Below are 24,603 nucleotides of genomic sequence, written 5' to 3' on the forward strand. Positions count from 1 at the left end.
GGGTGTACGGCGCACGGGGTGCGGCCTGCGCGGCGGTCCCGCCGCGCAGCAGCGCGGACTCCCGCGTGGTGCGGCTGGCGCCGGCGCTCGCTGCGATGGTCCCGGCGGCCCCGTCCAGGGTCCCGCCCCGAGCTCGCGAGGGGGGACGGGGTCCTCCGTCAGGCGACGAAATCGTCCTCACCGCCCCGCGAGATGGTCAGCACGCCCTGCTCCTCGAGGGTGCGGATCACACCGACGACCTTGGCCTGCGCCTCCTCGACCGTGCGGGTGCGGACCGGGCCGAGCAGCTCGATCTCCTCGGCGAGGTTCTCCGCAGCACGCTCGGAGAGGTTCCGGACGACCTTGTCGCGGACGTCGGGGCGCACGCCCTTGAGCGCGGTGGCCAGGTCGTTGGCCTCCACCTCGCGCAGCACCAGCTGCAGGGAGCGGTCGTCGATGGTGACGATGTCCTCGAAGACGAACATCTGCGCGCGGACCTGCTCGGCCAGCTCCGGATCGGTGCTGTCGAGCCACTCGAGGATCGAGCGCTCGGTCGGCCGCGGCGAGCGGTTGATGATCTCGACGAGGGTCTCGACGCCGCCGACGGTGCTCATGTCCTGGTGGGCGAGCAGCGACCCCATCCGGCGGCCGAGCTCCTCCTCGACCAGGCGGACCATCTCCGGGGAGGTGCGGTCCATGGTCGCGATCCGGTGCGCGACGGCGGCCTGCTGCTCCGGCGCGAACCCGGAGAGCACCTCGGCCGACTGCGCGGCGGTCAGGTGCGCGAGCACCAGCGCGATGACCTGCGGGTGCTCGTCCTTGAGGAAGGTGACCAGCTGGCGGACGTCGGCGTTGCGCAGCGAGGCGAAGGGCACCTCGGTGTAGACGACGTTGAGCCGGGACAGGATGCCGTCGGCCTTGTCCTCGCCGAGGCCGGCCGCGAGGATCTCGCGGGCGAACTCGACGCCGCCGCGCCCCACGAACCGCTGGGCGGTCATGAGGTGGTGGAACTCCTCGAGGACGCCGTCGACGTCGTCCGGCTCGACCGAGCCGAGCTTCATCAGCTCGCGGGTCAGCATCTCGACCTCGCGCGGGCGCATCTTGGCCAGCAGCGCGCCGGCCTCCTCCTTGGACAGCTGGGCGATGAAGACCGCGGCCTTGCGCAGGCCCGGCAGCTCCTTGCGCTCCCGCACCGCGGGGAGGACGGCGGTCTGCGCGGCCGCGGGGGCCATGCCGACCATCTGCTCGACGGACGCCAGGGTCACGACTTCACACCGCTCTCGCTCAGCCAGCCGCGCAGCATGGCGGCCACCTCGTCCGGCTTCTCGCTGACCATCGTGGAGATCTCGCCGCGGACCCGGGCCCGCTCGGCGGCCTCCAGCTCCCGGGTGGCGTCGTCGACGACCGGCACGGCCCGCGTGCTCTCGATGCGGATCCGGTCGAGCTCGGCCATCACGTCGTCGGCGAGCTCCAGCGCCTCGTAGTCCTCCTCGTCGTCGTCCTGCTTGCGCCGCGAGCGCAGCCAGACGACGAGGACGAGCAGGGCGATGCCGAGGGCGATGCCGCCGGTGCGGATCAGCGACCACATCTGGGCCTGCTTCTCGGCCTCCTGGGCGGCCTCGAGCTCGGCCGCCGCGGCGTCGGCGGCGGTCGTGTCGAACTGCATGGCGGCGACGGTGATGTCGTCGCCGCGCGCGACGTCGAGGCCGACGGCGTTGCCGACGAGCTGCTGGATCTGCGCCTGGTTGAGGTTGCCGGCGACGGCGTCGTCCATGACGACGGAGACGGTGAGCCGGTTGATCCGCCCGGGCGCGCCCTCGACGGTCTCGACGGTCGTGCCGACGGCGTTGTTCGCGGTCGTCGACTCCTTGTTGTACGTGGAGTCCCCGGTGCCGGCCCCGGCGTCGGCCTGGTTCTCGGGGCCGAGGATGCCGCCGACGGCGGCGCCGGTGCCGTTGTACTCCTCGGTCGTCGTGCTCGACGAGATGGGCGGGGTGCCCTCCTCGTAGGTGTGCGTCTCCGAGGTGGTGCTGCGCTGGTCGAGGTCCACGTCGGCCCGGACCGACACCTTGGCGCGGCCGGGGCCGAGGATGGGGTCGAGGACGGCCTGCGCGTTGGCGGCCAGCCGGTCCTCGTAGTCCTGCTCCAGCTGCGAGCGGGCGTCGCCGGCCGCGGTGGTCACGCCCTGGCCGGGCGCCGAGAGCACCGTGCCGGTGGCGTCGGCGACGGTGACCTGGTCGGGGTCCATGCCCTCGATGCTCGAGGAGACCAGGTTGGTCACCGCCTGCACCTGGCCGCTGTCCAGGGTGGTGCCCGGCGCCAGGTCGAGCAGCACCGAGGCGGTGGGCTCGGCCTCGTCGGAGGCGAACACCTCCTCCTCGGGCAGGGCGACGTGGACGACGGCGGTGCGCACACCCTCCAGCGACTCCAGGGTCGCCGACAGCTCGTCCTGCAGGGCCCGCTGGTAGGTGACCTGCTGCTGGAACTCGCTGGTGGTGATGCCCTGCTCGTCGAGCAGCGCGTACCCGGTGTCGTTGCCCGCGGGCAGGCCCTTGCCGCTCATCGACAGCCGCAGGTCGTAGACCTGCTCGTTCGGGACCATGATCGTCCCGCCGCCGTCGGCGAGCTCGTAGGAGACGCCGGCCGCGTTGAGCTCGTCGACGATCGCCGACGCGTCGGTCGAGGCCAGGTTCGAGAACAGCGGGGCGTAGGTGGGGGCCGTGATCCACCGGTAGAAGAAGAACCCGCCGAGGACCAGCCCGAGGCCGAGCAGGCCGATGACGACCTTCTGGCCGAGGCTGATCGTGGAGAGCGCGGAGCGGATCCGCTCCAGCGGCCCGGCGAGGGCAGCAGGCATCAGACCGGCATCCTCATGATCTCGTTGAAGGCCTCGACGGCCTTGTTCTTGATGGTCACGACCATGTCGGTGGCGAGCTTGGCCTCGTTGGCCGCGATCATGTAGTCGTGCACGTCACGCAGGTCGCCGGTGGCGGCCTGGACGGCGAGGCCGTCGGAGGTCGACTGCTTGGCCTGCAGCTCCTCCAGCGAGGACACCAGGGCCGAGGCGAAGCCGTCGCCGCCGGCCGCGGTGGTCTGCGGAACGTCCGGCGTGGCCGCTGCCCCGGTGACCCCGGACAGGCCGGTGATCGCCGTGGGGAACGAGATGCCGCCGATGGGGGACGTCATGATCAGCCCTTCCCGAGCTGGAGTGCGGCCTGGTAGGCGGTGGTGGCCCGCTCGACGACGGCGAGGTTCGCCTGGTAGCCGCGCTGCGCCATGATCAGCTGGGTCATCTGGTCGCCCAGGTCGATGTCCGGGTACCTCACGTAGCCGTTGGCGTCGGCGAGCGGGTGGTCCGGCTCGTACACCATCCGGCCCTCCGCGCTGCCGTACTCGGCCCGGGCCACGCGGACGCCGCCCTCGCCGGAGCCGTAGTCGACGGCCTGCGCCACGATCAGCCGCTCCTGGAACGCGTCCTGGTCGGTCGAGGTGACGTTGTTGATGTTGGCGATGTTGTCCGAGACCGCGTCCAGCCACTTGCGGTGGACGAGCAGCCCGGACCCGGAGATGCCCAACGAGTCGAAGGTGCTCATCACGCGGTCCGCAGGGCGGTGCGCAGCACGTCGTACTTGCCGCCGAGGGCGTTGAGCGCCAGCTGGTAGCGCAGCCCCGTCTCGGTGGCGATGACGGTCTCGGCGTCGAGGTTCACGTTGTTCCCGTCCATCCGGGTCGGCTCCAGGGAGCGGCGGACCGTGCCGGTCGTGGCGGTCGGCGTCTGACCGCTCGCGAGGGCGCCGCGCAGGCCGCTCTCGAAGTCGACGCGGCCGGCCAGGAAGCCGGGGGTCTGCAGGTTCGCGATGTTGTCGGCGGTGACCCGCTGCCGCTGGGCGAGCCCGGTCAGGGCGGAGTGCAGGGCCGACGAGGTGACGTCGCCGATCACCGGGCGGTTCCTCGGGCAGGGCAGCAGGACACGATCGGCCTCCGGGTACGCAGGAGACACTCGCGAGCGAGTGAGTGGTTCGCCGATCCGTGGCGAGAGGTGCGCTTTCCGTGCTCTGCAGTCATCGGCACGGCCCGGCGGGCCCCTGACCGACCGGGTCCCACGGGAGGGGTGCGAGTACGCCGGTGGGGTGGACGTGCCGACTGTGACTCACGGTGCGTCACGGGCGGGCAGGTCACGACAGCGCCGTCCCGCCCCAGCGACGACGACGCCCCCCGGAGCGCCGGGTGCCGGCGCCACGGGGGGCGTGGGAAGAGGACCCCGTCCTCCTCACCCCTCGCACGCGTGGGGTGAGCCTCGGGACGGAGCCGGGGGCTAGAGGGCCCGGTCGATGTAGGAGGCGACCGGTCGGGGCGGGCCGTAGGACATCCGGGCGGCGACGTCGCGCTGCCGCCGGGACTGGATGATCCGCTCGACCAGTTCCTCGGCGACGGCCAGCTGGTGCTGCAGCAGCCGCGCGGCGCGCTCGCGGAGGTCCTCGGGCACCGGGCCCAGGGACGACGAGGGCGGGACCCAGTCCGCGGCCCGGCGTCCCCAGGCGGCGATCTCGTCCCGGCGGTCGGCCCTGAGGGTGGACTCGGCGGCCAGCACCTCGCCCTCGAGCGCGTCGAGGACGGTGGCCCAGTCGCGGGACCCGTCCCCGCTGCCGGCCGCCGCGGGGCGACCGGGGGTCATGCGCTGGAGGTGGCGAGGGTGGCGGCGGCCTGCCGCCACGCGTCGCGGAGCGGCTCGGCGATCTGCCGGCAGGCGGCGACGCGGTTGCGGTCGCGCTTGACGCCGGCCTGCACCAGCTCGGTGATCATCCAGCTGTAGAGCGCGGCCAGCCGCGGTCCGCCCTCCCAGGCGTCGACCCGCAGGCTCTCGCGGAGCTCGAAGACGATGTCCTGCGCGTGCTGGATCTGCACGGCGGCCTCGGTGCGGTCCCCGGTGTCGAGGGCCATCTCGGCGCGCTCGAGGTCGAGCACGAGCCGGTCGTAGAGCATCACGAGGATCCGCTGGGGGGACGCCGTCGCGACCGAGTCGCCGAGGTAGCGGGAACGGAGGGAGGCGGTGCTCATCAGGTGCGTCTCCTGGGGGAAGGGGGGAGTACTAGGAGGATCGGCCGGGCGGGCCTCGTCTTCAGCCGGACAGCGATCCGAGCTGGCCGGCCAGCCAGCTGGACTGGTTCTTCAGCGCGCTCAGCGCCGTCTCCATGGCGGTGAACTGGCGGGTCAGCGTCTCCCTGCGGGTGGCCAGGCGCAGGTCCCAGTCCGCGATCCGCGACTTGAAGTCCTGCACCAGGGTCTCCCGGCCCTGTACCAGGAGGGTCAGCGTGCCGTTGGTGGACTTCGTGGCGTCCTTCGCCATGGTCTCCAGCCGCTGGGCGAGTCCCTCCACGGCCGGCACACCGCCGCTCGCGGGCGCGCCGCCGATCAGCCGGTGGACCGCCTCGGGGTTGGACTGCATGCTCTTGAGGAAGGTCGCCTCGTCGAACGTCACCGTGCCGTCGCGAGTCAGCTGGATGCCCGCGACAGCGGGGGAGCCGGCGGTGAAGGTGCCGGGGGCGGTGGCGGAGGGGACGGCGTTGGGGACGGCGTCGGAGACCTTGGTGAGCAGCCGGCTGGCCAGCTCGCGCAGGGCGAAGTCGCCCTTGAGGACGGCGGTGCTGCCGGTCTCGCTGCTGGTGTTGGTCGCGATGTTGCCCAGCGCGGCGTTGACCGCGTCGACCAGCGTCTTCACCTTGGTGGCGACGGCCTTCAGGTCCTCGCCCACCTCCACGGTGACGGACGTGTCGCTCTCCTCGGTGACCGTGATGGAGACGCCCGTCATCAGGTCGGCGAAGGTGTTGGTCGGTGACGTCACCGCGACACCGCCCACGTCGAGCGTGGCGTCCTTCGCGGGGGACACCACCGTGAAGAGCTCGCCCGCCGCGGACTGCACGTCGAAGTAGCCCTTGGCGCCTGGGGTGTTGCTGGTCATCTGGAGGCGGTACCCGTTACCGGTGTTCACCGCGGTGGCGCGGACGCCGAGGTCCTCGAGGCCGTTGATGTAGCTGACGGTCTGGGCGAGGGTCGCGCCGGCAGGAGGTTCCACGGTCGTCGAGGTGCCGTCCGGCCGGCTGATCGTCAGCGGCCACGGCGACGGCCCGGGGGTGGTGGCGTCGGGGCCGACGGGCTTCCGGACGTCGGTGCCCGTCGTGGCCCAGGTGGCGCCGCTCATGAAGCTCGCGGTCGAGGCGAGCGACTCGACCGTGAAGCTGAGCCGGCTGCCGGGAACGGCGGTCGACGTGGCGCTCGCGGTCACCGAGGCGGCGCTGCTCTTCGCCGTCCGGGCCGCGGCGAGCCCGTCGGTAGTGAGCGCCGCGGCGGCGGTGCGCACCGCGTCGACCTTGGTGTTGACCGCCCGGTAGGCGTCGGCCGCGGCCTGCGCCGCGCTCATCTGCGTCTTGAGCCGGGTCTGCGGCAGTGCCTCGGCCGCGACGAGCTGGGAGACGAGGGTGGTGGTGTCCAGGCCGGAGATCAGGCCGTCGACGCTCAGGCTGACCATGGGTTCCTCCAGGCGGGGTCAGGGGTGGGTACGCCAGTGAGGGGGGAGGCTGGGCCTCCCCCCTCACCGGGTGGTGCTAGACGTCCAGGCGCTCGGGGACCGAGGTCACCGGAGGAGCTGCAGGACGCCCTGCGAGCTCTGGTTCGCCTGGGCCAGCATCGCCGTACCGGCCTGAGACAGGATCTGCGACCGGGTGAAGGACACCATCTCCTCGGCCATGTCGGTGTCGCGGATGCGGCTCTCCGACGCGGTCAGGTTCTCGATGGTGGCGTTCAGGTTGTTGATCTTGTGCTCGAGCCGGTTCTGCACCGCACCCAGCTTGGCGCGCTCGGTGGAGACGGTGCCGATGGCGCTGGTGACGGCGGTGATCGCGGCGCTGGCGGAGGAGGCCGAGGAGATGTTGCCGGCGCCGGTGGCACCGAACAGCGAGCTCGCGCCGCTGGCGGCCATGTTGCCGATGGTGACCGTCAGCGTCTCGCCGGCGTTCGACCCGACCTGGAAGTTCATCGACGAGTAGCTGCCGTTGAGCAGCTTGGTGCCGTTGAACGTGGTCTTGCTCGCGATGTCGTCGAGCTCCTTGGCCAGGGCCTGGAACTCCTCGTCCGCCTTGGCCTTGTCGGTGTCCGTGAGGGCACCGTGGTTGGACGCCTGCACCGCGAGGTCGCGCATGCGCTGCAGGATGGAGTGCGTCTCGGTGAGCGCACCCTCAGCGGTCTGGACGACCGAGATGCCGTCCTGCGAGTTGCGGACGGCGACCTTGAGGCCACCGATCTGCGAGCGCAGGCCCTCCGAGATGGCCAGGCCGGCGGCGTCGTCGGCGGCCCGGTTGATGCGCAGCCCGCTGGAGAGCTTCTCCAGCGACTTGCCCATCGCGTTGTCCGTCACGTTCAGGTTGCGGTAGGCGTTGAACGCGGCGATGTTGTTGTTCACGCGCAGACCCATGGTGTTCCTCCTTGGAAGCGGGTCGTATCCGGTAACCGCTGCATCCGTGCTGCGGCCTTGCAGAGGTGGTTTCGGCCGCGGTCGGGATGACCTTGAGGCGAACCCCGAGAAAATCGCTCGCGCGCCTCCGAACGGGGGCGGCTCCCGGTGAGGCGGGACGGGGTGCGTGGGACGAACGGGACGCGAGTCGGCGTGTCCGCGGCGCGGAGACGGCGGAGCGGGGGAGCCGCCGGGATGGTGGCCGGGTGGGTGGCGGCGTCCGGTCGACGCCCCTCCGCTCCTGTTGACCCCTCTGCCCAGCGGCCTTGCCGCCGGGCGATGGCACCGCGCCCGGCAACGGGCGCCGGAAGGACGTCTCCCGACCATGAACGTGCTGCTGTGCACCACCGTCTTCCTCGGGTCCCTGTTCCACCGCATGGCCGAGCCGGCGCGGGCGGTGGAGGAGGCCGACCTCGGGATCAACGTGACGGTCCAGCGCGGGTTGAAGACGACGATGTACCGCGACCCGGACGATCCGGCCGGGGCCCTCGTGGTCGGGGAGGTCGATGCGCAGGGCGCAGACGTCGTCGTCATGCAGCTGCCGAAGACCCGGGAGATGCTGGACTGCCTCCGGCTGCTGCAGGCCCAAGGGGTGGCCGTGGTCGTCGAGCTCGACGACCACTTGACGGCCCTGCCGCCTGGCCACCAAGGGCATGACGTCCTCATCCGCAAGGGCGTCGGGAAGATCGCCGAGACCTGTGCACAGGAGGCTGACCTCGTCACGGTCTCGACGCCCAACCTGCTCAAGGAGTACGGGGCCGGCGGCCGCGGGATGGTGGTCCCGAACGCGATCCCGCGCCGGCTCGCCGAACTCCCCCCGGCCTACGAGCGGGAGCCCGACGTCGTGACGATCGGCTGGACCGGCACGGTCGGCACGCACCCCTACGACCTGCAGGAGATGGGGTCGGGTCTGCAGCAGGCACTCGACCGCACCCGTGGCCGCAGCCAGTTCGCCATCATGGGGCAGGGCGAGGACGCGAGGGAGCGGCTGCGACTGGCCGAGGACCCCATCCAGATCTCCTGGGTCGAGGACGTCGACGCCTACGCCACCACGATCGGCGAACGGTTCGACATCGGCGTCGCACCCCTGCGCATCGACACGTTCAACAACTGCAAGAGCTGGTTGAAGGTCCTCGAGTACTCCGCGCGCGGGGTCTTCGCCATCTCCTCGCCGAGCGCCGAGTACGAGCGGCTCGGCATCGGCTACCGCGCCAAGCGGCCCCGTGACTGGGCCGTGGGCATCACCCGGGCCGTCGAGGACGCGGACTGGCGTCGCGAGGTCGCCGCCGCGAACCGGGAGCAGGTGCTGGCGCACCACCTCACGGAGCACACCGCCGAGCTGTGGGCCACCGCCTGGCGGCGGGCCCGCGACATCCGCAGCCGCAAGGACCGCATCGGCGCCTGAGAGCCACACCCATCGATCCCACCGAGGAGACCCACCGTGGAACGACACGAGCTGCTCACTGCGCTGCACGCACAGCTGCACCCCCGCAACTACCTGGAGATCGGCATCGACACCGGGGTCAGCCTGGCCCTGTCGCGGGTCCCCAGCATCGGCATCGACCCGGCCTTCACCGTGGTCTCCGAGCTGAACTGCGACGTCCAGCTGGTGCGGGCGACGAGTGACGACTACTTCCGTCAGAACAACCCGACCGAGCGCTTCGGTGGAGACCCGCTGGACCTGGCCTTCATCGACGGGATGCACCTCGCGGAGTTCGCCCTCCGGGACTTCATCTACGTGGAGGCGTACACCACCCGGACCAGCGTGGTGGTCTTCGACGACACGCTGCCCCGCAGCGTGATCGAGGCGGCGCGGGACCGGCAGACCGTCTCCTGGACCGGGGACGTGTTCAAGGTGACCCACGTCCTCCAGCGGCTGCGGCCCGACCTCGTCGTCCTGGAGGTCGACACCCAGCCGACCGGGACCGTCGTCGTGCTCCTCCCTGACGCCCGGTCGACGACGCTGGCGGAGCACTACACCGCGATCGAGGCCGCGATGGTGGCCGACACCGACCCGCAGGACGTGCCCGAGCACGTGCTGCGCCGGACCCACGCGGTCGATCCGCAGCGGTTGATGGAGTGCGGGTGGTGGGAGACCCTCGTGGCCGAGCGCCAGGGGCGTGTGCCGGCCGGCTCCCTCGCCGCGGAGCTCGCGGCTCAGGACTGGACCGCGCTGCGGTCGGGTGCCGCCGTTGCCGAGCAGGCCCCCTTCGCCTTCCAGCGCTGAGGACCCCGAGGAGGGCGTACGCCGGCTCTGCCGGTGCACGCCCTCCTCGGCATTCCGCCCTGCGACCCGCCCCCTCACGGAGCACAGCGCCCCGGGTCCTCGACGAGGACCCGGGGCGCTGCGTCGTGTGGTGGGGTCAGGCGCTCCGACCGGTCGCCGTCACCCACGGGTTGCGGTGCGGCGGCACGACGACGGGCCGCGAGTGGGGGAGGGGCGGGGCCGCGGCCGGCGGGGCGTTGCGACCGGCGACCCGGTCGACGTAGGAGCGCTGCTGGTTGCGTGCGCGCACCCCGCCGTCGGCCGGCACGGCCCGGCCCTCCCACACCTCGCTCATCGCCGCGTGCAGCAGGGTCAGCGCGCGGGCGCGCATCTGCGAGACGCGCGAGAGCGTGACGCCGAGGTCGGCGGCGATGTCGGTGAGCGACTCGCCCCCGAAGAAGTTGCGCTCCACGACCTCGTCGAGCCGGTCGGGCAGCTGGCGGATCGCCTCGTGCAGGTACCGGGACCGCTCGCTGCGCAGCAGGGCCCGCTCCGGCGACTCCCCGGTGTCGGGGAGGTCGAGGGAGGTGCCGTCCGGGCCGGTCTCGGCGTCGATGCTCACCATGACGGCGCGGTGGACGTCGACCTGCAGCGAGTCCAGGTCGCTGGTCGCCATGCCGAGACTGGCGGCGAGCTCCTCGCGCGTCGGCGGGCGGCCCAGCTGGATGGCCAGCGCATCGGCCGCGGCGTCGGTGCGCCGGGCGGCGGCCCGCACCGAGCGGCTGGCCCAGTCACCGGAGCGCAGCTCGTCGAGGACGGCGCCCTGCAGCCGGGCCAGCGCGTAGGTCGCGAACGAGGCGCCCGCGGACGGGTCGAACCGCCGCGCCACCTCGACCAGCGCCACCCGCGCACAGGACAGCAGGTCCTCGCGGCTGACGTGCGCGGGCAGCGAGATGCGCGAGGCGACCGCGTTGACCGCGAAGGCGGCCAGCGGCAGGTGCTCGGTCACCAGGGCGTCGACGTCCCTCGCGGGGACGGCGCTGCGAGTGGTGTCCCGCGTCGCGACCGGCCGGGCGGGGACGCCGGCAGCCGGGGCGACGGGGTGGCGCGAGGCAGAGGCACGGGACCGCACGGTCGCCTGGGCACGCGATGGGCTCACGTCCCCCTTCTCGGCAGGCTCGGGCCCGGTCGGCACCCCCTGGTCGGCACCCCTGGTCGGCACGGACCCGTCCGGACTCGAGCGCTCGGCTCAAGGCGTCCCGGGGGATGCCGAAGGTGCTCGTGAGAACCCGCGGGCAGCACCGACGCCTGCCGCGGGGAGAGCGGAAGGACGGTGGGGGCGTGGACTACCAGCACCTGTCGACGTTGCTGTGGCGCGAACAGGAGCTGCTGGACCTGCTGCTGTTCAAGGCGGAGGAGAAGCAGTACCTGATCGTCACGGGCAAGACCCGCTGGCTGTCGCGGATCGCGCACGAGATCGAGGTCGTGCTCGACCAGCTGCGCACCCTGGAGGTCGAACGGGCGGCCGCCACCGAGGTGCTCGCCGAGCGGCTGGGCGTGGGCGTCAACCCCTCGCTGCGCAAGCTCGCCGACGCCGCGCCGGCCCCGTGGAACGACCTGTACGCCAAGCACCACGAGACGCTGTTGGTGCTCGTGACGGAACTGCGCGGGCTGGCCGACACCAACCGGGAGCTGATCGAGGGCGGCCTGTCCGCCATCGGCGACGCCCTGCTGTCGGTCAGGGCGCCGTCGGCCGGCACCTACGGCTCGACCGGCCGCAGCGACGAGCGCGCGCACCGCGCCGTCACCCTGGACGGTGCCCTGTGAGTTCCACCTTCGGCGGGCTGAACACCGCCCGGACGGCGCTGTGGGCCTCGCAGCGCGGGCTGGACGTCACCGGCCAGAACATCGCCAACGTCAACTCCGACGGCTACTCGCGGCAGCGCGTCGAGCTGCGCGCCATGGGCGGCACCGCCGTCCCGGCGATCCACTCGGTGAGCAGCCCGGTGGGCAACGGCGTGGACGCCGACCAGGTCAACCGCATCCGGGACGTGTTCCTGGAGCGGCGCGGCCAGGTCGAGTCGGCGCGCACCGCGCAGCTGACCGTCGCCAACGAGGCGCTGGCCCAGGTCGAGGCCGCCTTCCGCGAGCCGGGGGAGACCGGCGTCCGCAGCATGCTGGACGACGTGTGGGCGGGCTTCAGCGCACTGGCCAACGCCACGGACCCGATGGAGCCGGCCGTGCGCAGCCAGGTGCTCGAGCGGCTCGACATCCTGGCCTCGGGCATGCAGACCACGCGGGCCACCCTCGACCAGCAGTGGCAGCAGACCCGCGACAACGTCGTGGCCCTCGCCGCCGAGGTGAACACGACGGCGGCGTCCATCGCCGACCTGAACAACCAGATCCGCCAGGCCACCCGGTCGGGGCTGCCCACCAACGAGCTCTCCGACCGCCGGGACCTGCTGGTCATGCAGCTGTCCGACAAGGTCGGGGCCACCTCCGTGGCCGCGGACGACGGCATGGTCGACGTCCTCGTCGGCGGCACGACGCTGGTCGCGGGCAACTCGGCCCTCGGCGTGCGCGTGGCCGGCGTCGACGACCCCGACACGGTCGGCACCGGGGACGACCCGCGGCTGGTCACCGTCCCGGGGAGCACCACGCTCGCGGTCGGCGGCACCGCCGGCGGCCAGCTGACCGTGCTGTCGACGACCCTGCCCAGCTACCGGCGGGCGCTCGACGGCCTGGCCCGCGACCTGGTCGGCAGGATCAACGCGGTCCAGGCCCAGGGCTACGACGTCTCCGGCGCGTCCGGGGCGGCCGAGCCGCTGATGGACGACGGCTCGGGCAACCCCGTCGTCGACCTGACCAAGGTCAACGCCGGCAACATCAGCGTCCGCGTCACCAGGCCCGAGCTCATCGCCGCGGCCCGGACCGCCCCCGGCGCCCTCGGTCAGCCCTCCGCGGACGGCGACAACGCCGACGCGTTCTTCGACCTGAGCCTCGAGGCCGGTGGCGTGGACGCCACCTACCGGTCGCTCGTCGTCGCCCTCGGCGTGGAGGCCTCGGTCGCGAGCCGCGACGTCCAGGTGCAGAAGGTGATCTCCACGCAGGTGGACGCCGCCCGCGAGTCCGTGTCCGGCGTCAACCTCGACGAGGAGATGACCAACATGCTGTCCTTCCAGCACGCCTACAGCGCGGCCGCCCGCATGGTGACCGCGATCGACGAGGCACTGGACACCTTGATCAACCGCACCGGCGTCGTGGGGCGGTGACCTGATGCGCATCACCCACCGGGCCGTCACCCAGACCGCCCTCCTCGGCCTGAACAACAACCTCTCGTCGGTGGCGAAGCTCCAGCAGCAGCTGACCTCGGGCAAGTTGATCAGTGCGCCGTCGGACTCGCCGACCGGCACCAACAAGGCGCTGCAGGTCCGTCAGGACCAGAGCGCCGTGCAGCAGTTCGCCAAGAACATCTCCGACGGGCAGAGCTGGCTCGACGCGACCGACACCGCGCTGAACACGGCCATCGGCCAGGTGCAGCGGGTCCGTGCGCTGACCGTGCAGGCCATGAACGAGGGCGCGACGTCGACCAGCTCGCAGAAGGCGATCGCCGTCGAGGTCGCTGCCCTGCGGGAGAGCCTCCTCGGCGTGGCCAACTCGAGCATCAACGACCGCGCCCTCTTCGGTGGCGTGACCCAGGGCTCGGCGGCGTACGCCAGCGACGGCACCTACGTCGGCGCGCCGCCCGTCGGCGAGGGCATCACCCGACGGGTGTCCAACGCCGACCGGATCCGCATCGACGTCACCGGACACGAGGCCTTCGGTGTGCCGAGCGCCGGTGAGCCCGACCTCTTCGGGCTCGTCGGGAAGATCGCCACCGACGTCGAGAGCGCCCCCGACGCGCTGTCGGCCGACCTCGAGAAGCTCGACGTGGCGCTCGAGCGGCTGCTCGGGGCCGCCGCCTCCGTCGGCGCCCGCGCGGCCCGGATGGAGGCCGCCGGCCAGGTCAACACCGACCTGCAGCTGACCCTCGCCTCGCAGCTCGTGGACGTCGAGGACATCGACCTGGCCAAGACGATCATGGAGCTCAGCCAGACCGAGGTCGGGTACAAGGCGGCGCTGCAGGCCACCGCCCAGGTGATCCAGCCGACGCTCGTGGACTTCCTGGCATGACGCTCTCGGCTGTCGCGACCCTGCCCCTGCTCTCGATGACCGAGGCGCTGCCGGGCTTCCCGGGTCACCGCGACTACGTGCTGGTGACCGCCGACGGCGACGGCCGGCTGTTCTGGCTGCAGTCGATGGCGCCGGAGGGCCCGCGTTTCCTCGCCGTCGACCCGGGCAGGTACTTCCCGGACTACGCACCGGCCCTGCCCCCGGCCGTGTGCGCGGACCTGGCGCTCGACGACCCGGCGCAGGCGCGGCTGTACTGCTTGGTGACGGTGCCGGCCGAGGGCCCTGCCGCGGCCACGGCCAACCTGCGGGCCCCGCTGGTGGTCAACCCGGCCAACTGGCGCTCCGCGCAGGTCGTGCTGCTCGACGGATCGCATCCCATCCGGCGTCCCCTGCGCCGATAACCACTCAGGCGGCCCGGCCAGGACCGCCCAGCCACGGACGGCCACCACACACCCATGGAGGGGTTCCCCGTGCTCACTCTCACCCGCAGCGTCGGCGAGACCATCCGCATCGGCGACGACATCGAGGTCCACGTCGTCGAGGTCCGCGGCGGCACCGTCCGCCTCGGTTTCAAGGCCCCGCGGGAGGTGACCATCCACCGCGAGGAGGTCTACCGGCAGATCGCCGAGGCCAACATGCTCGCGGCGCAGGTCACCGCAGACACCCTCGGCGCGCTGGCCGCCTTCGCCCCCGCGTCGGCTTCCGCCGACACGGCGGAGCCGGTCGCCCAGGACGGTCCCGGCGCCGAGCCGACGGCCTCGCCCGCCGCGGCCGCCCCGGCCGGTCACGGGCAGGTCACGAAGGGCTCCGTCGGCTGACAGAACTGGCCGGGCCACGGCCCCTCGCCCTTGTGAACTCCTGCTGATCACCGCATCGGGGAGGTCGGGCGGTCCATCGACACGGGCAAGACCTGCCGAAGAGATGCCCTGACATTGCGTACGGCACAGCGAGAGTTGTGCCGGTCGCCGGCTCGTGGATGCGCGACAGTTGCCCCAAGCACGTCACAGGGGGCGATCACGATGCAGCACAGCGTTATCACTGAGTCCGGCGACCAGGTCGCCGCGGTCGTCGGCTCCGGCACGGAGTCCGACACCGTCGTCGTGCACGTGCAGCTGCGGCCGCGCCGCGGGGCCGCTCGCCGGTGCCTCGCGGCGCTGGCCGAGCTGGCCGGCGCGCACCCCGAGGTGTCCTTCACGCTGACCGGTCTGAGCAAGGACGACCGCGTCGTGCGCGTGACCGTCGGCGTCGAGCTCGGCCCGCGGGCCGCCGTCGCGCGCTTCTCGCCGCAGGCGCAGGCCGCCTACGCGTTCGTCAGCTCGGTGTTCACCACGCTGTACGACCACATGCCGGTCTACACCGTGGAGCCGGGCGAGGCCGAGCGCGCCGCCGCCGCCGACCTCATGGCCCGTCTCGCGGCCGGCCCGGCGACCGAGGCCGCCGTCCCCGCGCCCCGTCAGCCCGCCGCGGTCGAGACGATCCCGGCCTAGCGCACTCCCGGGCGCCGTCCTCCGGCGCCCGGAGAAGGACCCCCTGCCCCGCACCGCTCGCAGGCTCGCGGCGGGCTCCTGCAGGGCGGCCGCCGTCTTCCCCACAGCGCCGAGGAGTCCCGGTGAACCACCTCCCTGCCAGCCCCGCCCCCGACACCGCCCCCGGCCGCCCGCGCGAGCCGCTGGTCTTCGGCGGCATCCCCGAGGCCGAGGGCTGGGCCCTCGCGCCCATCACGGCCCGCGACCGGGTGCACTTCCGGACCGACCGCGAGCTGCCCCTCGAGGAGTTCCGCCGCGGGCTGCCCGACGGCGTGACGGTCAGCTACGACCAGGGCGAGGGCCTGTACCGCGTCGACGGCGCCTGCGGCACCGCCTCCGTGCTCGCCGAGTGGGTCAAGGCCTGGTGCGCCGGGCGGGGGACGGCGACCGTGGGGCTGCGCGCGGAGACCGACGTCCGCCGCCGCGCGCCGCGCGACCTGCCGCCGGCCTTCCTCGACGAGCTGTGCCGGCACTACCTCCCGGTCAGCCTCAAGCGGCTGCAGCGCAACTCCAGCACGCTGCGGCTGCACGTGCCCGACCCCGACGACCTCACCCAGCAGGTGAGCGAGTGGATCCTCAAGGCGGTCGGTCAGTTCGACGAGGGCAAGGGCGTGCCCTTCGGCGCCTTCCTCGCCACCCAGCTGTCGAAGTGGGTGCACGACCTGGGCCGCAACGCCCACGGCCGCACCGCCGCCGACACCGAGAACAAGCAGCAGAAGGCGGTCGCCGCCTTCCTCGCCGAGCACCAGCGGCGGCCCAGCGAGAAGGAGCTGGCCGCGTACATGGGGCAGAGCGTGGCGACCCTGCGCCGCAACTCGCAGACGGTGGCGACCCTCAACGGGCTGCGCAACCTGCAGTCCCTGGACGGCGTCGGCCCGGACGGCACCGAGATCATGCTGCCGGACACGCACGAGGCGCCGGACGAGATCATGGGCGAGGCCGAGCAGACCCTGCTCTCGCACGCGCTGACCGCGGCGTGCGCGCCGGACCCCGACGCGCGGCCCGACCAGCGGGCCGGGCAGCCCAACGTCCTGGGCTGGGCGACGTGGTACCTGACCACCTGGGGCGGCCGGACGAAGACGCAGCTGTCGGCCGACCTCGGGACCTCGGTGCGCAACATGAACGTGCACGCCGACCGCGTCGAGCGGGCGCTCAAGACGCACCTGGCCGAGCTCGCGGACTGATCCGTCCATTCACGGGAAATCGGGTGGATCCGGGTCGAACGCCGCGCCGGCCTGCCGATATCTCCGGTGTGAGAGAGCGCAGGGGAGCCCACCGCCACCGCGGTGCAGTGCTCGCCCGGGCCGCGGCGGGTACGCGGTGAGCGCCCTCGCCGCGGGCGGCCCCGCGCCCGACGTCCTGGTCCCGCACTGGCTGACCGCCGCCCAGCGCGAGCAGCTGGCCGCCGTCGTGCGCGCCGCCCTCGCGGACGAGTCGCTGCACCCGGTGGCCGCCATCCACCTCACCGACGTGCTGACCGAGCTGCACGTGGCCGCGGCGCGCGACGCCGTGTGGCCCGCCTCCGCGGCCCGCGTGCGCCGCGTGACCGGCTGGGGCGCTGACGTCCTGCCGGTGCGGCTGTCCTCCCGGGAGCTCTCCAGCGTGCTGACCCTCCCCGCGCTCGCGCCGGCGGTGCGCATCGCGCTGTGCCAGGACCGCCCGTGAGCGGGGGACTGTTCGCCGGCTCCGGGCTCCTGCAGCGGCTGCGCTCGGTCCCGGTGGCGGTGGCCGACCTGCAGCGGACGGCCGACGAGGTGCTGCCCGAACTGGCCACCGGCCGGCTGCGCATCACGCTCGCCGATGACCGCGTCGACGGCCCGGTCGTGGTCCTGGAGGAGGACGAACGCCGGGTGCGCACGCCGCTGCGCGACCTGGCCGAGGACATGACCGACGCCCGCGTCGGCTCGACGCCCGAGGAGCTCGCCGCCGCGCTGACGGCGTGGGTGCACGACCGGCCGGTCCCCGACGCGGTGGCCGCCGAGACCGGCGTCGCGGTGCTCGACTGGACCGACCGCACCGAGACCGCGGTCGGCTGGCGGGTCGTCGTCCGCCGGGGGGACCGCGCGCTGCCGTGGACGCCGTCGTCCGGCCTGGACCGGCGCGCCGTCGAGCGGGTGCGCGCCGGCGCCGGAGAGCGCGCCGCCACCGTCGGCGGGGACTTGCGGGTGGAGGGCCCGGTGGCCCTGTGGTCGCACCCCGAGGTGCCGGCGTTCGCCTCCGCCGTGCTGGCTGCGCCGCAGCTGCTCCTCGACCGGATCGCCGCGGCCGGCCTGGACCTGCACGACCCGCACGTCGTCGTCACGCCGCACTCGCCCCTGGCCTGCGCCGGGGCCCCCGTCGCCGCCCGCCTCGCGGGGGAGACCGGCGAGGCCTGCCAGCGCCTGCCCTGGCGGCAGGTGGCCCGCCTGCGCTGGATCTGAAGGACCGCGTCCCCCCCACCGCTCGCAGGCTCGCGGCGAGCCTCGCGACGGGGCCGACCCGGGCCGTGCCCCGGGAACCCTCCGCCGCGTGAGGCCGGCGGCGCCCCGTTGGTGACCGGACGCAGCCGTCGCAGGGACCGAGGGTCTCCTCCCGCGACCTCACGCGTTGCTCCCTCCTGTGAGCAGCGCCCGAGGTCGCTGGGGGAGCCTCCCTCCCGGTGCTCCGCTCCCGTGCAGGGGACGGTCCGCGAGCCTGGTGACGTACGGGACCCGCCACTCCCCGGGGTCCTGCCGCGAGCTCGCGGGGCCTCTCAGGCCAGGTGGCCGAACTCCCAGTGCCACGGCTCCGGCTTCTCGCCGCCCTGCCGCGCCCAGTCCGGCTGCACGAACCCGAAGCGGCTGGCGTTGGCCGCCATCCAGGCCGACTGCGCGGTGCCGGCGATGTTGATCCCGCCGCACAGGTCCACCGCGAGCGCCCAGCCGTGGTTCGACGTCCCGGGCACCGCGGCGAGCCCCGGCTTGGCGCGGAAGGCGGTGACCTGAGCGCCCAACGACCGGTACGAGTCGGTGATGCACAGCGGGCTGCCGAAGGCCGCGCGGTAGGCGTCGGCCAGGGCCGCGTAGCCGGCTGCGGCGTCGCAGCGCAGCGCGTGGCCGCGGGCGATCGCGCACAGGGCGGTGATCGGGATCCGGCCGTTCGCCCAGCCACCCCAGGCGGGGCTCACCGGACCGACCGGCGGGGGCGGGGCGCCGCACGCGCCACGTCCGGCGGTGCCGGCGGGCAGCGCGGCGTTCGGCTGCGCCGGGGCGGGCAGCGTGACCCGCACCGCGGCGACGCCGTCGGCGACTGGGCGGACGCCGACCTGGTAGCCGGCGGCCGACGCGGCCACGACCTGGCCCTCGCCGAGGTAGATGCCCACGTCGTCGCCGCCGTCGGCGAAGACGAGGTCGCCGACCTGCAGTTGCGCGAGCGGGACGGCGGCGCCGTGCGTCCACTGGTCGCCCGAGGCGGTCGGGATCGCGTACCCGGCGAGCAGCCAGGAGGTGGCCGTCAGGCCACCGCAGTCGTAGGCGTCCGGGCCGGCGCCACCGGGCACGTAGGGCTTGCCCAGCTGGGCCAGCGCAGAGCTCACCGCGGCCACCGTCTCGGCCGGCAGCACGGTGACCGGGCGGTTGCCGGCCACGGCCCAGGCGACGCCCGGGACGGGCTGCCCGGCGCCGTCGAGCGCGGGGGACAGGCCCGCCGGCAGCGCCGTCGGGTCGGTGAGGGCGGCCGCGGGCGGCGGCACGATGCCGGCCAGCGCCAGCTCGGTGAGGTGGTCCTGCCAGCGGCGCAGCGCACGCTGGTTGACCTCCTGCTGGGCGGCCGCGGCCCGGCCGGTGCCCAGAGCGGCCAGCTGGGCGGCCACGTCGGTCCGCAGCCCGCCGACCTCCGTGCGCACCTCGTCGAGGACGGCGGTGGCCTGCGCGTGCACGGTCGCCAGGGCGGCCTCGGCCACCGCCACGCGACGGGTGGCCAGCGTCAGGTCGACCACGGCGCGCTCGGCCCGGACGACGTCGGCCTCGAGGCCCTGCGCGGCACGCTCGGCGATCGCGGTCAGGTGGAGGACGTCGGGGGCGGTGTCGGCCGCGTGGACGTCGAGGGCCACGAGCGGGGTGCGCGCCCCGACCGGCGACCGGTAGAGCGCGGCCGCGCCCGTGCCCACGGTCGTGCGCGTGGCGGTCACCTGCTGCTGCGCGGACTGCTCCGCGGCGCGGGCCGCCGCCAGCTCGGCCTGCCGGGCGGCGAGGGACTGCTCCAGGCCGCGGTAGCGGGCCGCGGCGTCGAGCATCGTGCTCTGCGCGGCGAGGGCCAGGCCCGTGGCGTCGGTCGGCTCGGCGGCGGTGCCGGGCACCTGGGCGCCCGGGGCCACCAGACCGGCGAGCACCGGCAGCACGAGGCCGAGGGCGGTCAGCGACAGGCGCACCCGCCAGCGGCGGCCGTCGGCTGCGGGCAGCCAGCGCCGGGTGGGCGCCCGGCGGGCCGAGGGCCTGCGCCGCCGCGCACGGCCGGTGCGGCCCCGGGTGCCGCGAGCGGCGGAGGGGCCGGATGAGGGGGTTCGGCGGGCCGCCGCAGCGCCGTCCGGAGCTGCGGCGGCGCGGGCGGCGAGCACGGCGCGCAGCGCCTGCGCCTCCTGCGGGGTCAGCGGCGGGCGAGTGGTGCTGCGGGTGGCGGCGGTCCGGCTTCCGGTGGGACGGGCGCCGGTGCGGGGGGCGGTGCCCCGGCCGGCGGTGGGACGGGCGGTGGTGCGGGGGGCCGACGTGCGTGGTGCGGGCACTGCGGGTCCCCCGGGCTGTCTCGTCCTACGTGGCCGGCTCCGCGGGGTTCCGCGGTGCGCTCAGACCTCGTATCGACGGGGCGGGGGAGTCCCCGGAGGGAGGGGGAGGCGGTCTCACCCCTCCGGGGGAGGGTGATCCGCAGGTGGCACCCGATCGGCGTACACGCCCGCCGGCAGGGAGGTGCGCTCGGCCGGCGGCCACCAGGCGCCGTGGCGGTGCTCGAGCGGGATGCGCAGTTCCTCGCCGTCGTCGGTGGAGACGACCAGCTCCACCCGGCTCACCCGGCGGCCGGTGCCGCCCACCTGCACCGCTCCACCCGTCGCGAGCGGCACGGGGGGCAGCACCAGGTCGTCCTCGGGTGGCGACTCGGCCATGGGGACTCCCTCCGGGTGGTGGTGCGGACGGACGTGGCGGGCCCCATGCTGCCGGAGACGCCGAGGTCCCGTCGTCCGGGGGCGGACGACGGGACCTCGGTCGGGGTGAGAGAGGACCCCGCTGCCCCCCGCCGCTCGCAGGCTCGCGGCGGGACTCTGCAGCGGGGCCGGTTCAGCGCTGTTCGATCGGCACGAACGCGCGCTCGGTGGCCCCGGTGTAGACCTGCCGGGGACGGCCGATCTTGGTGGCCGGGTCGTTGATCATCTCGCGCCACTGGGCGATCCAGCCGGGCAGCCGGCCGAGGGCGAAGAGCACGGTGAACATCCGCGTCGGGAACCCCATCGCCCGGTAGATCAGCCCGGTGTAGAAGTCGACGTTCGGGTAGAGCTTGCGCTCGACGAAGTAGTCGTCGGAGAGGGCGATCTCCTCGAGCTGCCGCGCCAGGTCCAGCAGCTCGTTGTTGCCGCCGAGCTTGGCGAGCACCTGGTCGGCCGTCTTCTTCACGATGGCCGCGCGCGGGTCGTAGTTCTTGTAGACCCGGTGCCCGAAGCCCATCAGCTTGACGCCGGGCTCCTTCTTCTTCACCCGCTCGACGAACGCCGGGATGTCCCCACCCTCGCGCTGGATCGACTCGAGCATCTCCAGCACCGACTGGTTGGCCCCGCCGTGCAGCGGGCCGAACAGCGCGTTGATGCCGGCCGACACCGAGGCGAACAGGTTGGCCTGCGAGGAGCCGACCAGCCGCACGGTCGACGTCGAGCAGTTCTGCTCGTGGTCGGCGTGCAGCACGAACAGCATGTCCAGCGCCGCGGCGAGCTCCGGGTCGACCTCGTAGGGCTCGGCGGGGAAGCCGAAGGTCATCCGCAGGAAGTTCTCCACCAGACCCAGCGAGTTGTCCGGGTAGAGGAACGGCTGGCCGACCGACTTCTTGTAGGCGTAGGCCGCGATCGTGGGCAGCTTGGCCAGCAGCCGATGCGTGGAGATCTCGACCTGCTGCGGGTCGAACGGGTCCAGGGAGTCCTGGTAGAAGGTCGACAGGGCGCTGACCGCGGACGAGAGCACCGGCATCGGGTGCGCATCCCGCGGGAAGCCCTTGAAGAACTGCTTGAGGTCCTCGTGCAGCAGCGTGTGCCGCCGCAGCCGGGAGTCGAAGTCGGCCAGCTGCTCGGCCGTCGGCAGCTCGCCGTAGATCAGCAAGTAGCTGACCTCGACGAAGCTGGCCTTCTCGGCGAGCTGGTCGATCGGGTAGCCGCGGTAGCGCAGGATCCCGGCGTCACCGTCGATGTAGGTGATCGCCGAGGTGCACGCCGCCGTGTTGACGAAGCCGATGTCCAGCGCGACCCGTCCGGTCGTCGCCAGCAGCTTGCCTGTGTCCAGTCCGTCCGCCCCCTCCGTGGCCGGGACCACTCGCAGGGGCAGTTCTCCACCGGGATAGCGCAGGGCTGCGTCGGGGTTGCCGGCCGCGGGTGCGCTCGCTGTCTCGCTCATCAGTCGGGACGCTACCCAGATTCCGGGGGGTACCACCACGCCCCGCCGGACGGCGGGGCGGATCCGTCGTCGGGACCCGCCCCGCCGGGCGTCACGGATGGGTCATCGAGAGGACGTCGAGGGCCTCGTCGAGCTGCTGCTCGGTGAGCTTGCCCTGCTCGACGTAGCCGCGCTCCACCACGACCTGACGGATCGTCTTCTGCTCGGCCAGCGACTGCTTGGCGACCTTCGCCGCCTCCTCGTAGCCGATGTACTTGTTCAGCGGTGTCACGATCGACGGCGAGGACTCCGCGTACTCCCGGCACCGGTCGACGTTGGCGACGATCTCGTCGACGCAGCGGTCGGCCAGGATCCGGCTCACGTTGGTCAGGAGCCGGATCGACTCCAGCACGTTGCGCGCCATCAGCGGCAGCGTGACGTTGAGCTCGAAGACGCCGGTGGTGCCGGCGAACGTGACGGCGGCGTCGTTGCCGATCACCTGGGCGGCCACCTGGATGACCGCCTCCGGGATGACCGGGTTCACCTTGCCGGGCATGATCGAGCTGCCCGGCTGCAGGTCCGGCAGCTGGATCTCGCCGAGGCCGGTGCGCGGGCCGGAGCCCATCCACCGCAGGTCGTTGGCGATCTTCACCAGGCCGACGGCGATGGTCTTGAGCTGCCCGGAGCCCTCGACCAGCGCGTCGCGCGAGCTCTGCGCCTCGAAGTGGTTGCGCGCCTCGGTCAGCGGCAGGTCCAGCTCGCCGGCGAGCCGCTCGATGATGGCGGCGGCGAAGCCGGGCGGGGTGTTGATGCCCGTGCCGACGGCGGTGCCGCCCAGCGGCAGCTCGCCGATCCGCGGCAGCGAGGCCTGCAGCCGCTCGATGCCGTAGCGCACCGCCGCGGCGTACCCGCCGAACTCCTGGCCGAGGGTGACCGGGGTGGCGTCCATCAGGTGGGTGCGCCCGCTCTTCACCACCTCGGCGAACTCCTCGGCCTTGCGCTCCAGCGAGCCGGCCAGGTGCTCCAGTGCGGGGACGAGGTCGCGCACGATGGCCTTCGTCGCCGCGACGTGGATCGCCGACGGGAAGACGTCGTTGGACGACTGCGAGGCGTTGACGTGGTCATTGGGGTGCACCGGTGAGCCGAGCGCCTCGGTGGCGAGGGTCGCGACGACCTCGTTGGTGTTCATGTTGCTCGACGTCCCCGAGCCGGTCTGGAAGACGTCGATGGGGAAGTGCTCGTCCCACTCGCCGCGGGCGACGGAGGCGGCGGCGGTGCCGATGGCGTCAGCGGTCTCCTGCGGCAGGACGCCGAGGGAGGCGTTGACGGCGGCGGCCGCACCCTTGATGGCGGCCAGCGCGGCGATCAGCTCCCGCTCGATCGGCGTGCCGGAGATCGGGAAGTTCTCGACGGCGCGTTGCGTCTGCGCCCGCCACTTCGCCCACGCGGGGACCCGGACCTCGCCCATGGAGTCGTGCTCGATGCGGTAGTCGGCGCCGTCCTGCGCGGCGACCTGGGTCTCAGCGGGCATTGCTGCGGCTCCCGGTGTTCGTTGGTGACAGTGCTCCGACTCAGGACCCTAGATGCCCGCGAGGTCACGGTCCGGACCGATCCGACGTGGGAGCGGCCCGGGCGGCGAGCGCGGACCCGGCACGGGACGTCCGCCCCGCTCAGAGGGGAGCGCACGTCCCGGCCGGGGCGGGCTCCCGGGACGGGGTCGGCGGGTGGCTCGGCTACGGTCGGCCGCGTGGAGCCCGACGCCGTCCCCGCCCGGCCCGTCGTCCGCGCCTCGGACGCCGACCGCGAGGCCACGGTGACGCGCCTGCAGCGCGCGGTCGCCGAGGGGCGGATCGACCTGACCGAGTTCGGCGAGCGGGTCGAGGCCGCCTACGCAGCGGGCACGCACGACGACCTCGCCGCGCTCGTCGCCGACCTGCCGCCGGACGCCCCACCCCCGGTGGAGATCGTCGGCACCCGCGTCCCCGAGGAGCTCACCACCGTCTTCGGCGACGTGGAGCTGGCCGGCCCGAACCCACCTCGGCGGGTGAGCACCGTCTTCGGTGACGTCCGGCTGGACCTGCGCGGTCTGCGCACCGACCTCGACCGCATCGAGATCAGCCTGGGCACGGTGTTCGGCGACGTCGACGTGGTCGTCGCCGAGGGGGTGGACGCCGAGCTGCAGGGCCGCACGGTCTTCGGCGACCGCAGGACGCAGCTGGCCCCGGTGCCGCGGCTGGCCGGCACACCGCGGATCGTCGTCCACGCCCGCAGCGTGTTCGGTGACCTGCGGCTGCGCAGCCTGGCACCGGGCGAGTCGGCGAGCCGGTGGCGGGCCATGATCGACCGTCTCGCCGCCCGCCACCTGACGCCGCCACCTCCACCGCTCCCGCCCCTGCCGCCGATCCCCCCGCCGCCGCCACTGCCGCCGCGATAGGGAGTCGCCCATCGTCCTGGAACGGCACCTGGCCGCGGTGTCGTCGGGAGGAGTGGGGACCCGGAGGGTCCCCGTGATCGAGCGACGCGGCGGCTCCGCTGGAGCGGGGGACGGCACCTGGCCGCGGTGTCGGCCGGAGGAGTGGGGGAAAGGAGGGACCCCGTGATCGAGCGACGCGGCGGCTCCGCTGGAGCGGG

At 73.6% G+C, this 24,603-nt stretch carries 26 protein-coding genes; 12 read left to right on the forward strand and 14 right to left on the reverse strand.

All coding sequences use genetic code 11. The features are described from left to right. Positions 1–158: 158 nt before the first annotated feature. The 9 genes from fliG to BLS21_RS21625 all read right to left on the reverse strand — a co-directional run bounded on the left by fliG (position 159) and on the right by BLS21_RS21625 (position 7,447). Positions 159–1,244, reverse strand: coding sequence for a flagellar motor switch protein FliG (gene fliG / locus BLS21_RS21585; RefSeq protein WP_217636234.1), 1,086 nt, complete (start codon positions 1,242–1,244; stop codon positions 159–161). Then, entirely contained in the window at positions 1,241–2,836 is a 1,596-nt protein-coding gene (fliF, locus tag BLS21_RS21590; RefSeq protein WP_091223367.1) for a flagellar basal-body MS-ring/collar protein FliF, read from the reverse strand. Before fliF ends, fliG begins: the two co-directional genes overlap by 4 nt. After that, the gene (gene fliE / locus BLS21_RS21595; protein WP_091223369.1) at positions 2,836–3,165 is read right to left on the reverse strand and encodes a flagellar hook-basal body complex protein FliE; all 330 of its coding nucleotides are present in this window, start codon (positions 3,163–3,165) and stop codon (positions 2,836–2,838) included. Before fliE ends, fliF begins: the two co-directional genes overlap by 1 nt. Positions 3,166–3,167: 2 nt before the next feature. Next, positions 3,168–3,572 carry a flagellar basal body rod protein FlgC gene (locus tag BLS21_RS21600; RefSeq protein WP_091153373.1) on the reverse strand — a complete coding sequence of 135 codons (405 nt, stop codon included), beginning with the start codon at positions 3,570–3,572 and terminating at the stop codon, positions 3,168–3,170. Then, a complete protein-coding gene (gene flgB, locus BLS21_RS21605) occupies positions 3,572–3,919 on the reverse strand; it encodes a flagellar basal body rod protein FlgB (protein WP_091223371.1) in 348 nt (115 codons plus the stop codon). Before flgB ends, BLS21_RS21600 begins: the two co-directional genes overlap by 1 nt. A 375-nt stretch (positions 3,920–4,294) precedes the next feature. Continuing rightward, positions 4,295–4,654, reverse strand: a complete 360-nt coding sequence (locus tag BLS21_RS21610) for a hypothetical protein (protein WP_091223373.1) — start codon at positions 4,652–4,654, stop codon at positions 4,295–4,297. After that, the gene (gene fliS, locus BLS21_RS21615) at positions 4,651–5,037 is read right to left on the reverse strand and encodes a flagellar export chaperone FliS (RefSeq protein WP_091223375.1); all 387 of its coding nucleotides are present in this window, start codon (positions 5,035–5,037) and stop codon (positions 4,651–4,653) included. The genes BLS21_RS21610 and fliS overlap by 4 nt, the downstream gene beginning before the upstream one ends. Positions 5,038–5,098: 61 nt before the next feature. Continuing rightward, positions 5,099–6,505: a flagellar filament capping protein FliD gene (gene fliD / locus BLS21_RS21620; RefSeq protein ID WP_091223377.1), complete on the reverse strand. Its 1,407-nt coding sequence runs from the start codon at positions 6,503–6,505 to the stop codon at positions 5,099–5,101. A 105-nt stretch (positions 6,506–6,610) separates the two neighbouring features. Beyond that, positions 6,611–7,447 (reverse strand): flagellin N-terminal helical domain-containing protein, encoded by an 837-nt coding sequence (locus BLS21_RS21625; RefSeq protein WP_217636235.1) that lies wholly within the window; start codon positions 7,445–7,447, stop codon positions 6,611–6,613. Positions 7,448–7,811: 364 nt separating this feature from the next. On the opposite strand from BLS21_RS21625, the gene BLS21_RS21630 reads away from it, so the two are divergent. Both BLS21_RS21630 and BLS21_RS21635 read left to right on the forward strand, forming a co-directional pair. Next, entirely contained in the window at positions 7,812–8,891 is a 1,080-nt protein-coding gene (locus BLS21_RS21630; RefSeq protein WP_091223379.1) for a glycosyltransferase family protein, read from the forward strand. Between the two features lie 36 nt (positions 8,892–8,927). After that, positions 8,928–9,713 carry a class I SAM-dependent methyltransferase gene (locus tag BLS21_RS21635; RefSeq protein WP_139177247.1) on the forward strand — a complete coding sequence of 262 codons (786 nt, stop codon included), beginning with the start codon at positions 8,928–8,930 and terminating at the stop codon, positions 9,711–9,713. A gap of 136 nt (positions 9,714–9,849) precedes the next feature. Here BLS21_RS21635 and BLS21_RS21640 read toward each other — a convergent pair whose 3' ends face one another. After that, complete coding sequence (locus tag BLS21_RS21640) at positions 9,850–10,851, reverse strand: sigma-70 family RNA polymerase sigma factor (RefSeq protein WP_091223438.1); 1,002 nt, start codon at positions 10,849–10,851, stop codon at positions 9,850–9,852. 182 nt (positions 10,852–11,033) lie between these two features. Between BLS21_RS21640 and BLS21_RS21645 the strand changes: the two genes are divergently transcribed. From BLS21_RS21645 to BLS21_RS21685, 9 genes are all read left to right on the forward strand, one after another. Then, on the forward strand, positions 11,034–11,519 hold the full coding sequence (locus tag BLS21_RS21645; protein WP_091223381.1) for a flagellar protein FlgN: 486 nt from the start codon (positions 11,034–11,036) through the stop codon (positions 11,517–11,519). Then, positions 11,516–12,964, forward strand: a complete 1,449-nt coding sequence (flgK, locus tag BLS21_RS21650) for a flagellar hook-associated protein FlgK (RefSeq protein WP_091223383.1) — start codon at positions 11,516–11,518, stop codon at positions 12,962–12,964. Before BLS21_RS21645 ends, flgK begins: the two co-directional genes overlap by 4 nt. 4 nt (positions 12,965–12,968) lie before the next feature. Further along, a complete protein-coding gene (gene flgL / locus BLS21_RS21655; protein ID WP_091223385.1) occupies positions 12,969–13,865 on the forward strand; it encodes a flagellar hook-associated protein FlgL in 897 nt (298 codons plus the stop codon). Beyond that, a complete protein-coding gene (gene fliW, locus BLS21_RS21660; RefSeq protein WP_091223387.1) occupies positions 13,862–14,266 on the forward strand; it encodes a flagellar assembly protein FliW in 405 nt (134 codons plus the stop codon). Before flgL ends, fliW begins: the two co-directional genes overlap by 4 nt. A 69-nt stretch (positions 14,267–14,335) precedes the next feature. Next, positions 14,336–14,683 carry a carbon storage regulator CsrA gene (gene csrA / locus BLS21_RS26475; protein WP_425431625.1) on the forward strand — a complete coding sequence of 116 codons (348 nt, stop codon included), beginning with the start codon at positions 14,336–14,338 and terminating at the stop codon, positions 14,681–14,683. A 201-nt stretch (positions 14,684–14,884) separates the two neighbouring features. After that, on the forward strand, positions 14,885–15,352 hold the full coding sequence (locus tag BLS21_RS21670) for a hypothetical protein (RefSeq protein ID WP_091223389.1): 468 nt from the start codon (positions 14,885–14,887) through the stop codon (positions 15,350–15,352). A 122-nt stretch (positions 15,353–15,474) separates the two neighbouring features. Beyond that, the gene (locus BLS21_RS21675; protein WP_091223392.1) at positions 15,475–16,575 is read left to right on the forward strand and encodes a sigma-70 family RNA polymerase sigma factor; all 1,101 of its coding nucleotides are present in this window, start codon (positions 15,475–15,477) and stop codon (positions 16,573–16,575) included. A 136-nt stretch (positions 16,576–16,711) separates the two neighbouring features. Further along, entirely contained in the window at positions 16,712–17,056 is a 345-nt protein-coding gene (locus tag BLS21_RS21680; protein ID WP_091223394.1) for a hypothetical protein, read from the forward strand. Next, positions 17,053–17,811: a hypothetical protein gene (locus BLS21_RS21685; protein ID WP_091223396.1), complete on the forward strand. Its 759-nt coding sequence runs from the start codon at positions 17,053–17,055 to the stop codon at positions 17,809–17,811. The genes BLS21_RS21680 and BLS21_RS21685 overlap by 4 nt, the downstream gene beginning before the upstream one ends. Positions 17,812–18,122: 311 nt before the next feature. Here the strand turns inward: BLS21_RS21685 and BLS21_RS21690 are convergent, their stop codons facing one another. The 4 genes from BLS21_RS21690 to BLS21_RS21705 form a co-directional block, all read right to left on the reverse strand. Then, on the reverse strand, positions 18,123–20,129 hold the full coding sequence (locus BLS21_RS21690; RefSeq protein ID WP_091223398.1) for an NlpC/P60 family protein: 2,007 nt from the start codon (positions 20,127–20,129) through the stop codon (positions 18,123–18,125). A gap of 114 nt (positions 20,130–20,243) precedes the next feature. Further along, positions 20,244–20,504, reverse strand: coding sequence for a hypothetical protein (locus BLS21_RS21695; RefSeq protein WP_091223400.1), 261 nt, complete (start codon positions 20,502–20,504; stop codon positions 20,244–20,246). 172 nt (positions 20,505–20,676) lie between these two features. Beyond that, positions 20,677–21,993: a citrate synthase gene (locus tag BLS21_RS21700; RefSeq protein ID WP_091223402.1), complete on the reverse strand. Its 1,317-nt coding sequence runs from the start codon at positions 21,991–21,993 to the stop codon at positions 20,677–20,679. Between the two features lie 91 nt (positions 21,994–22,084). Continuing rightward, entirely contained in the window at positions 22,085–23,503 is a 1,419-nt protein-coding gene (locus BLS21_RS21705) for a class II fumarate hydratase (RefSeq protein WP_091223404.1), read from the reverse strand. A gap of 216 nt (positions 23,504–23,719) precedes the next feature. Here BLS21_RS21705 and BLS21_RS21710 point away from each other — a divergent pair, with 216 nt between their 5' ends. Beyond that, on the forward strand, positions 23,720–24,406 hold the full coding sequence (locus tag BLS21_RS21710; protein ID WP_091223406.1) for a DUF1707 SHOCT-like domain-containing protein: 687 nt from the start codon (positions 23,720–23,722) through the stop codon (positions 24,404–24,406). The last annotated feature ends 197 nt before the right edge of the window (positions 24,407–24,603 follow it).

This window comes from Geodermatophilus siccatus, assembly GCF_900103785.1.
Lineage (GTDB): Bacteria > Actinomycetota > Actinomycetes > Mycobacteriales > Geodermatophilaceae > Geodermatophilus > Geodermatophilus siccatus.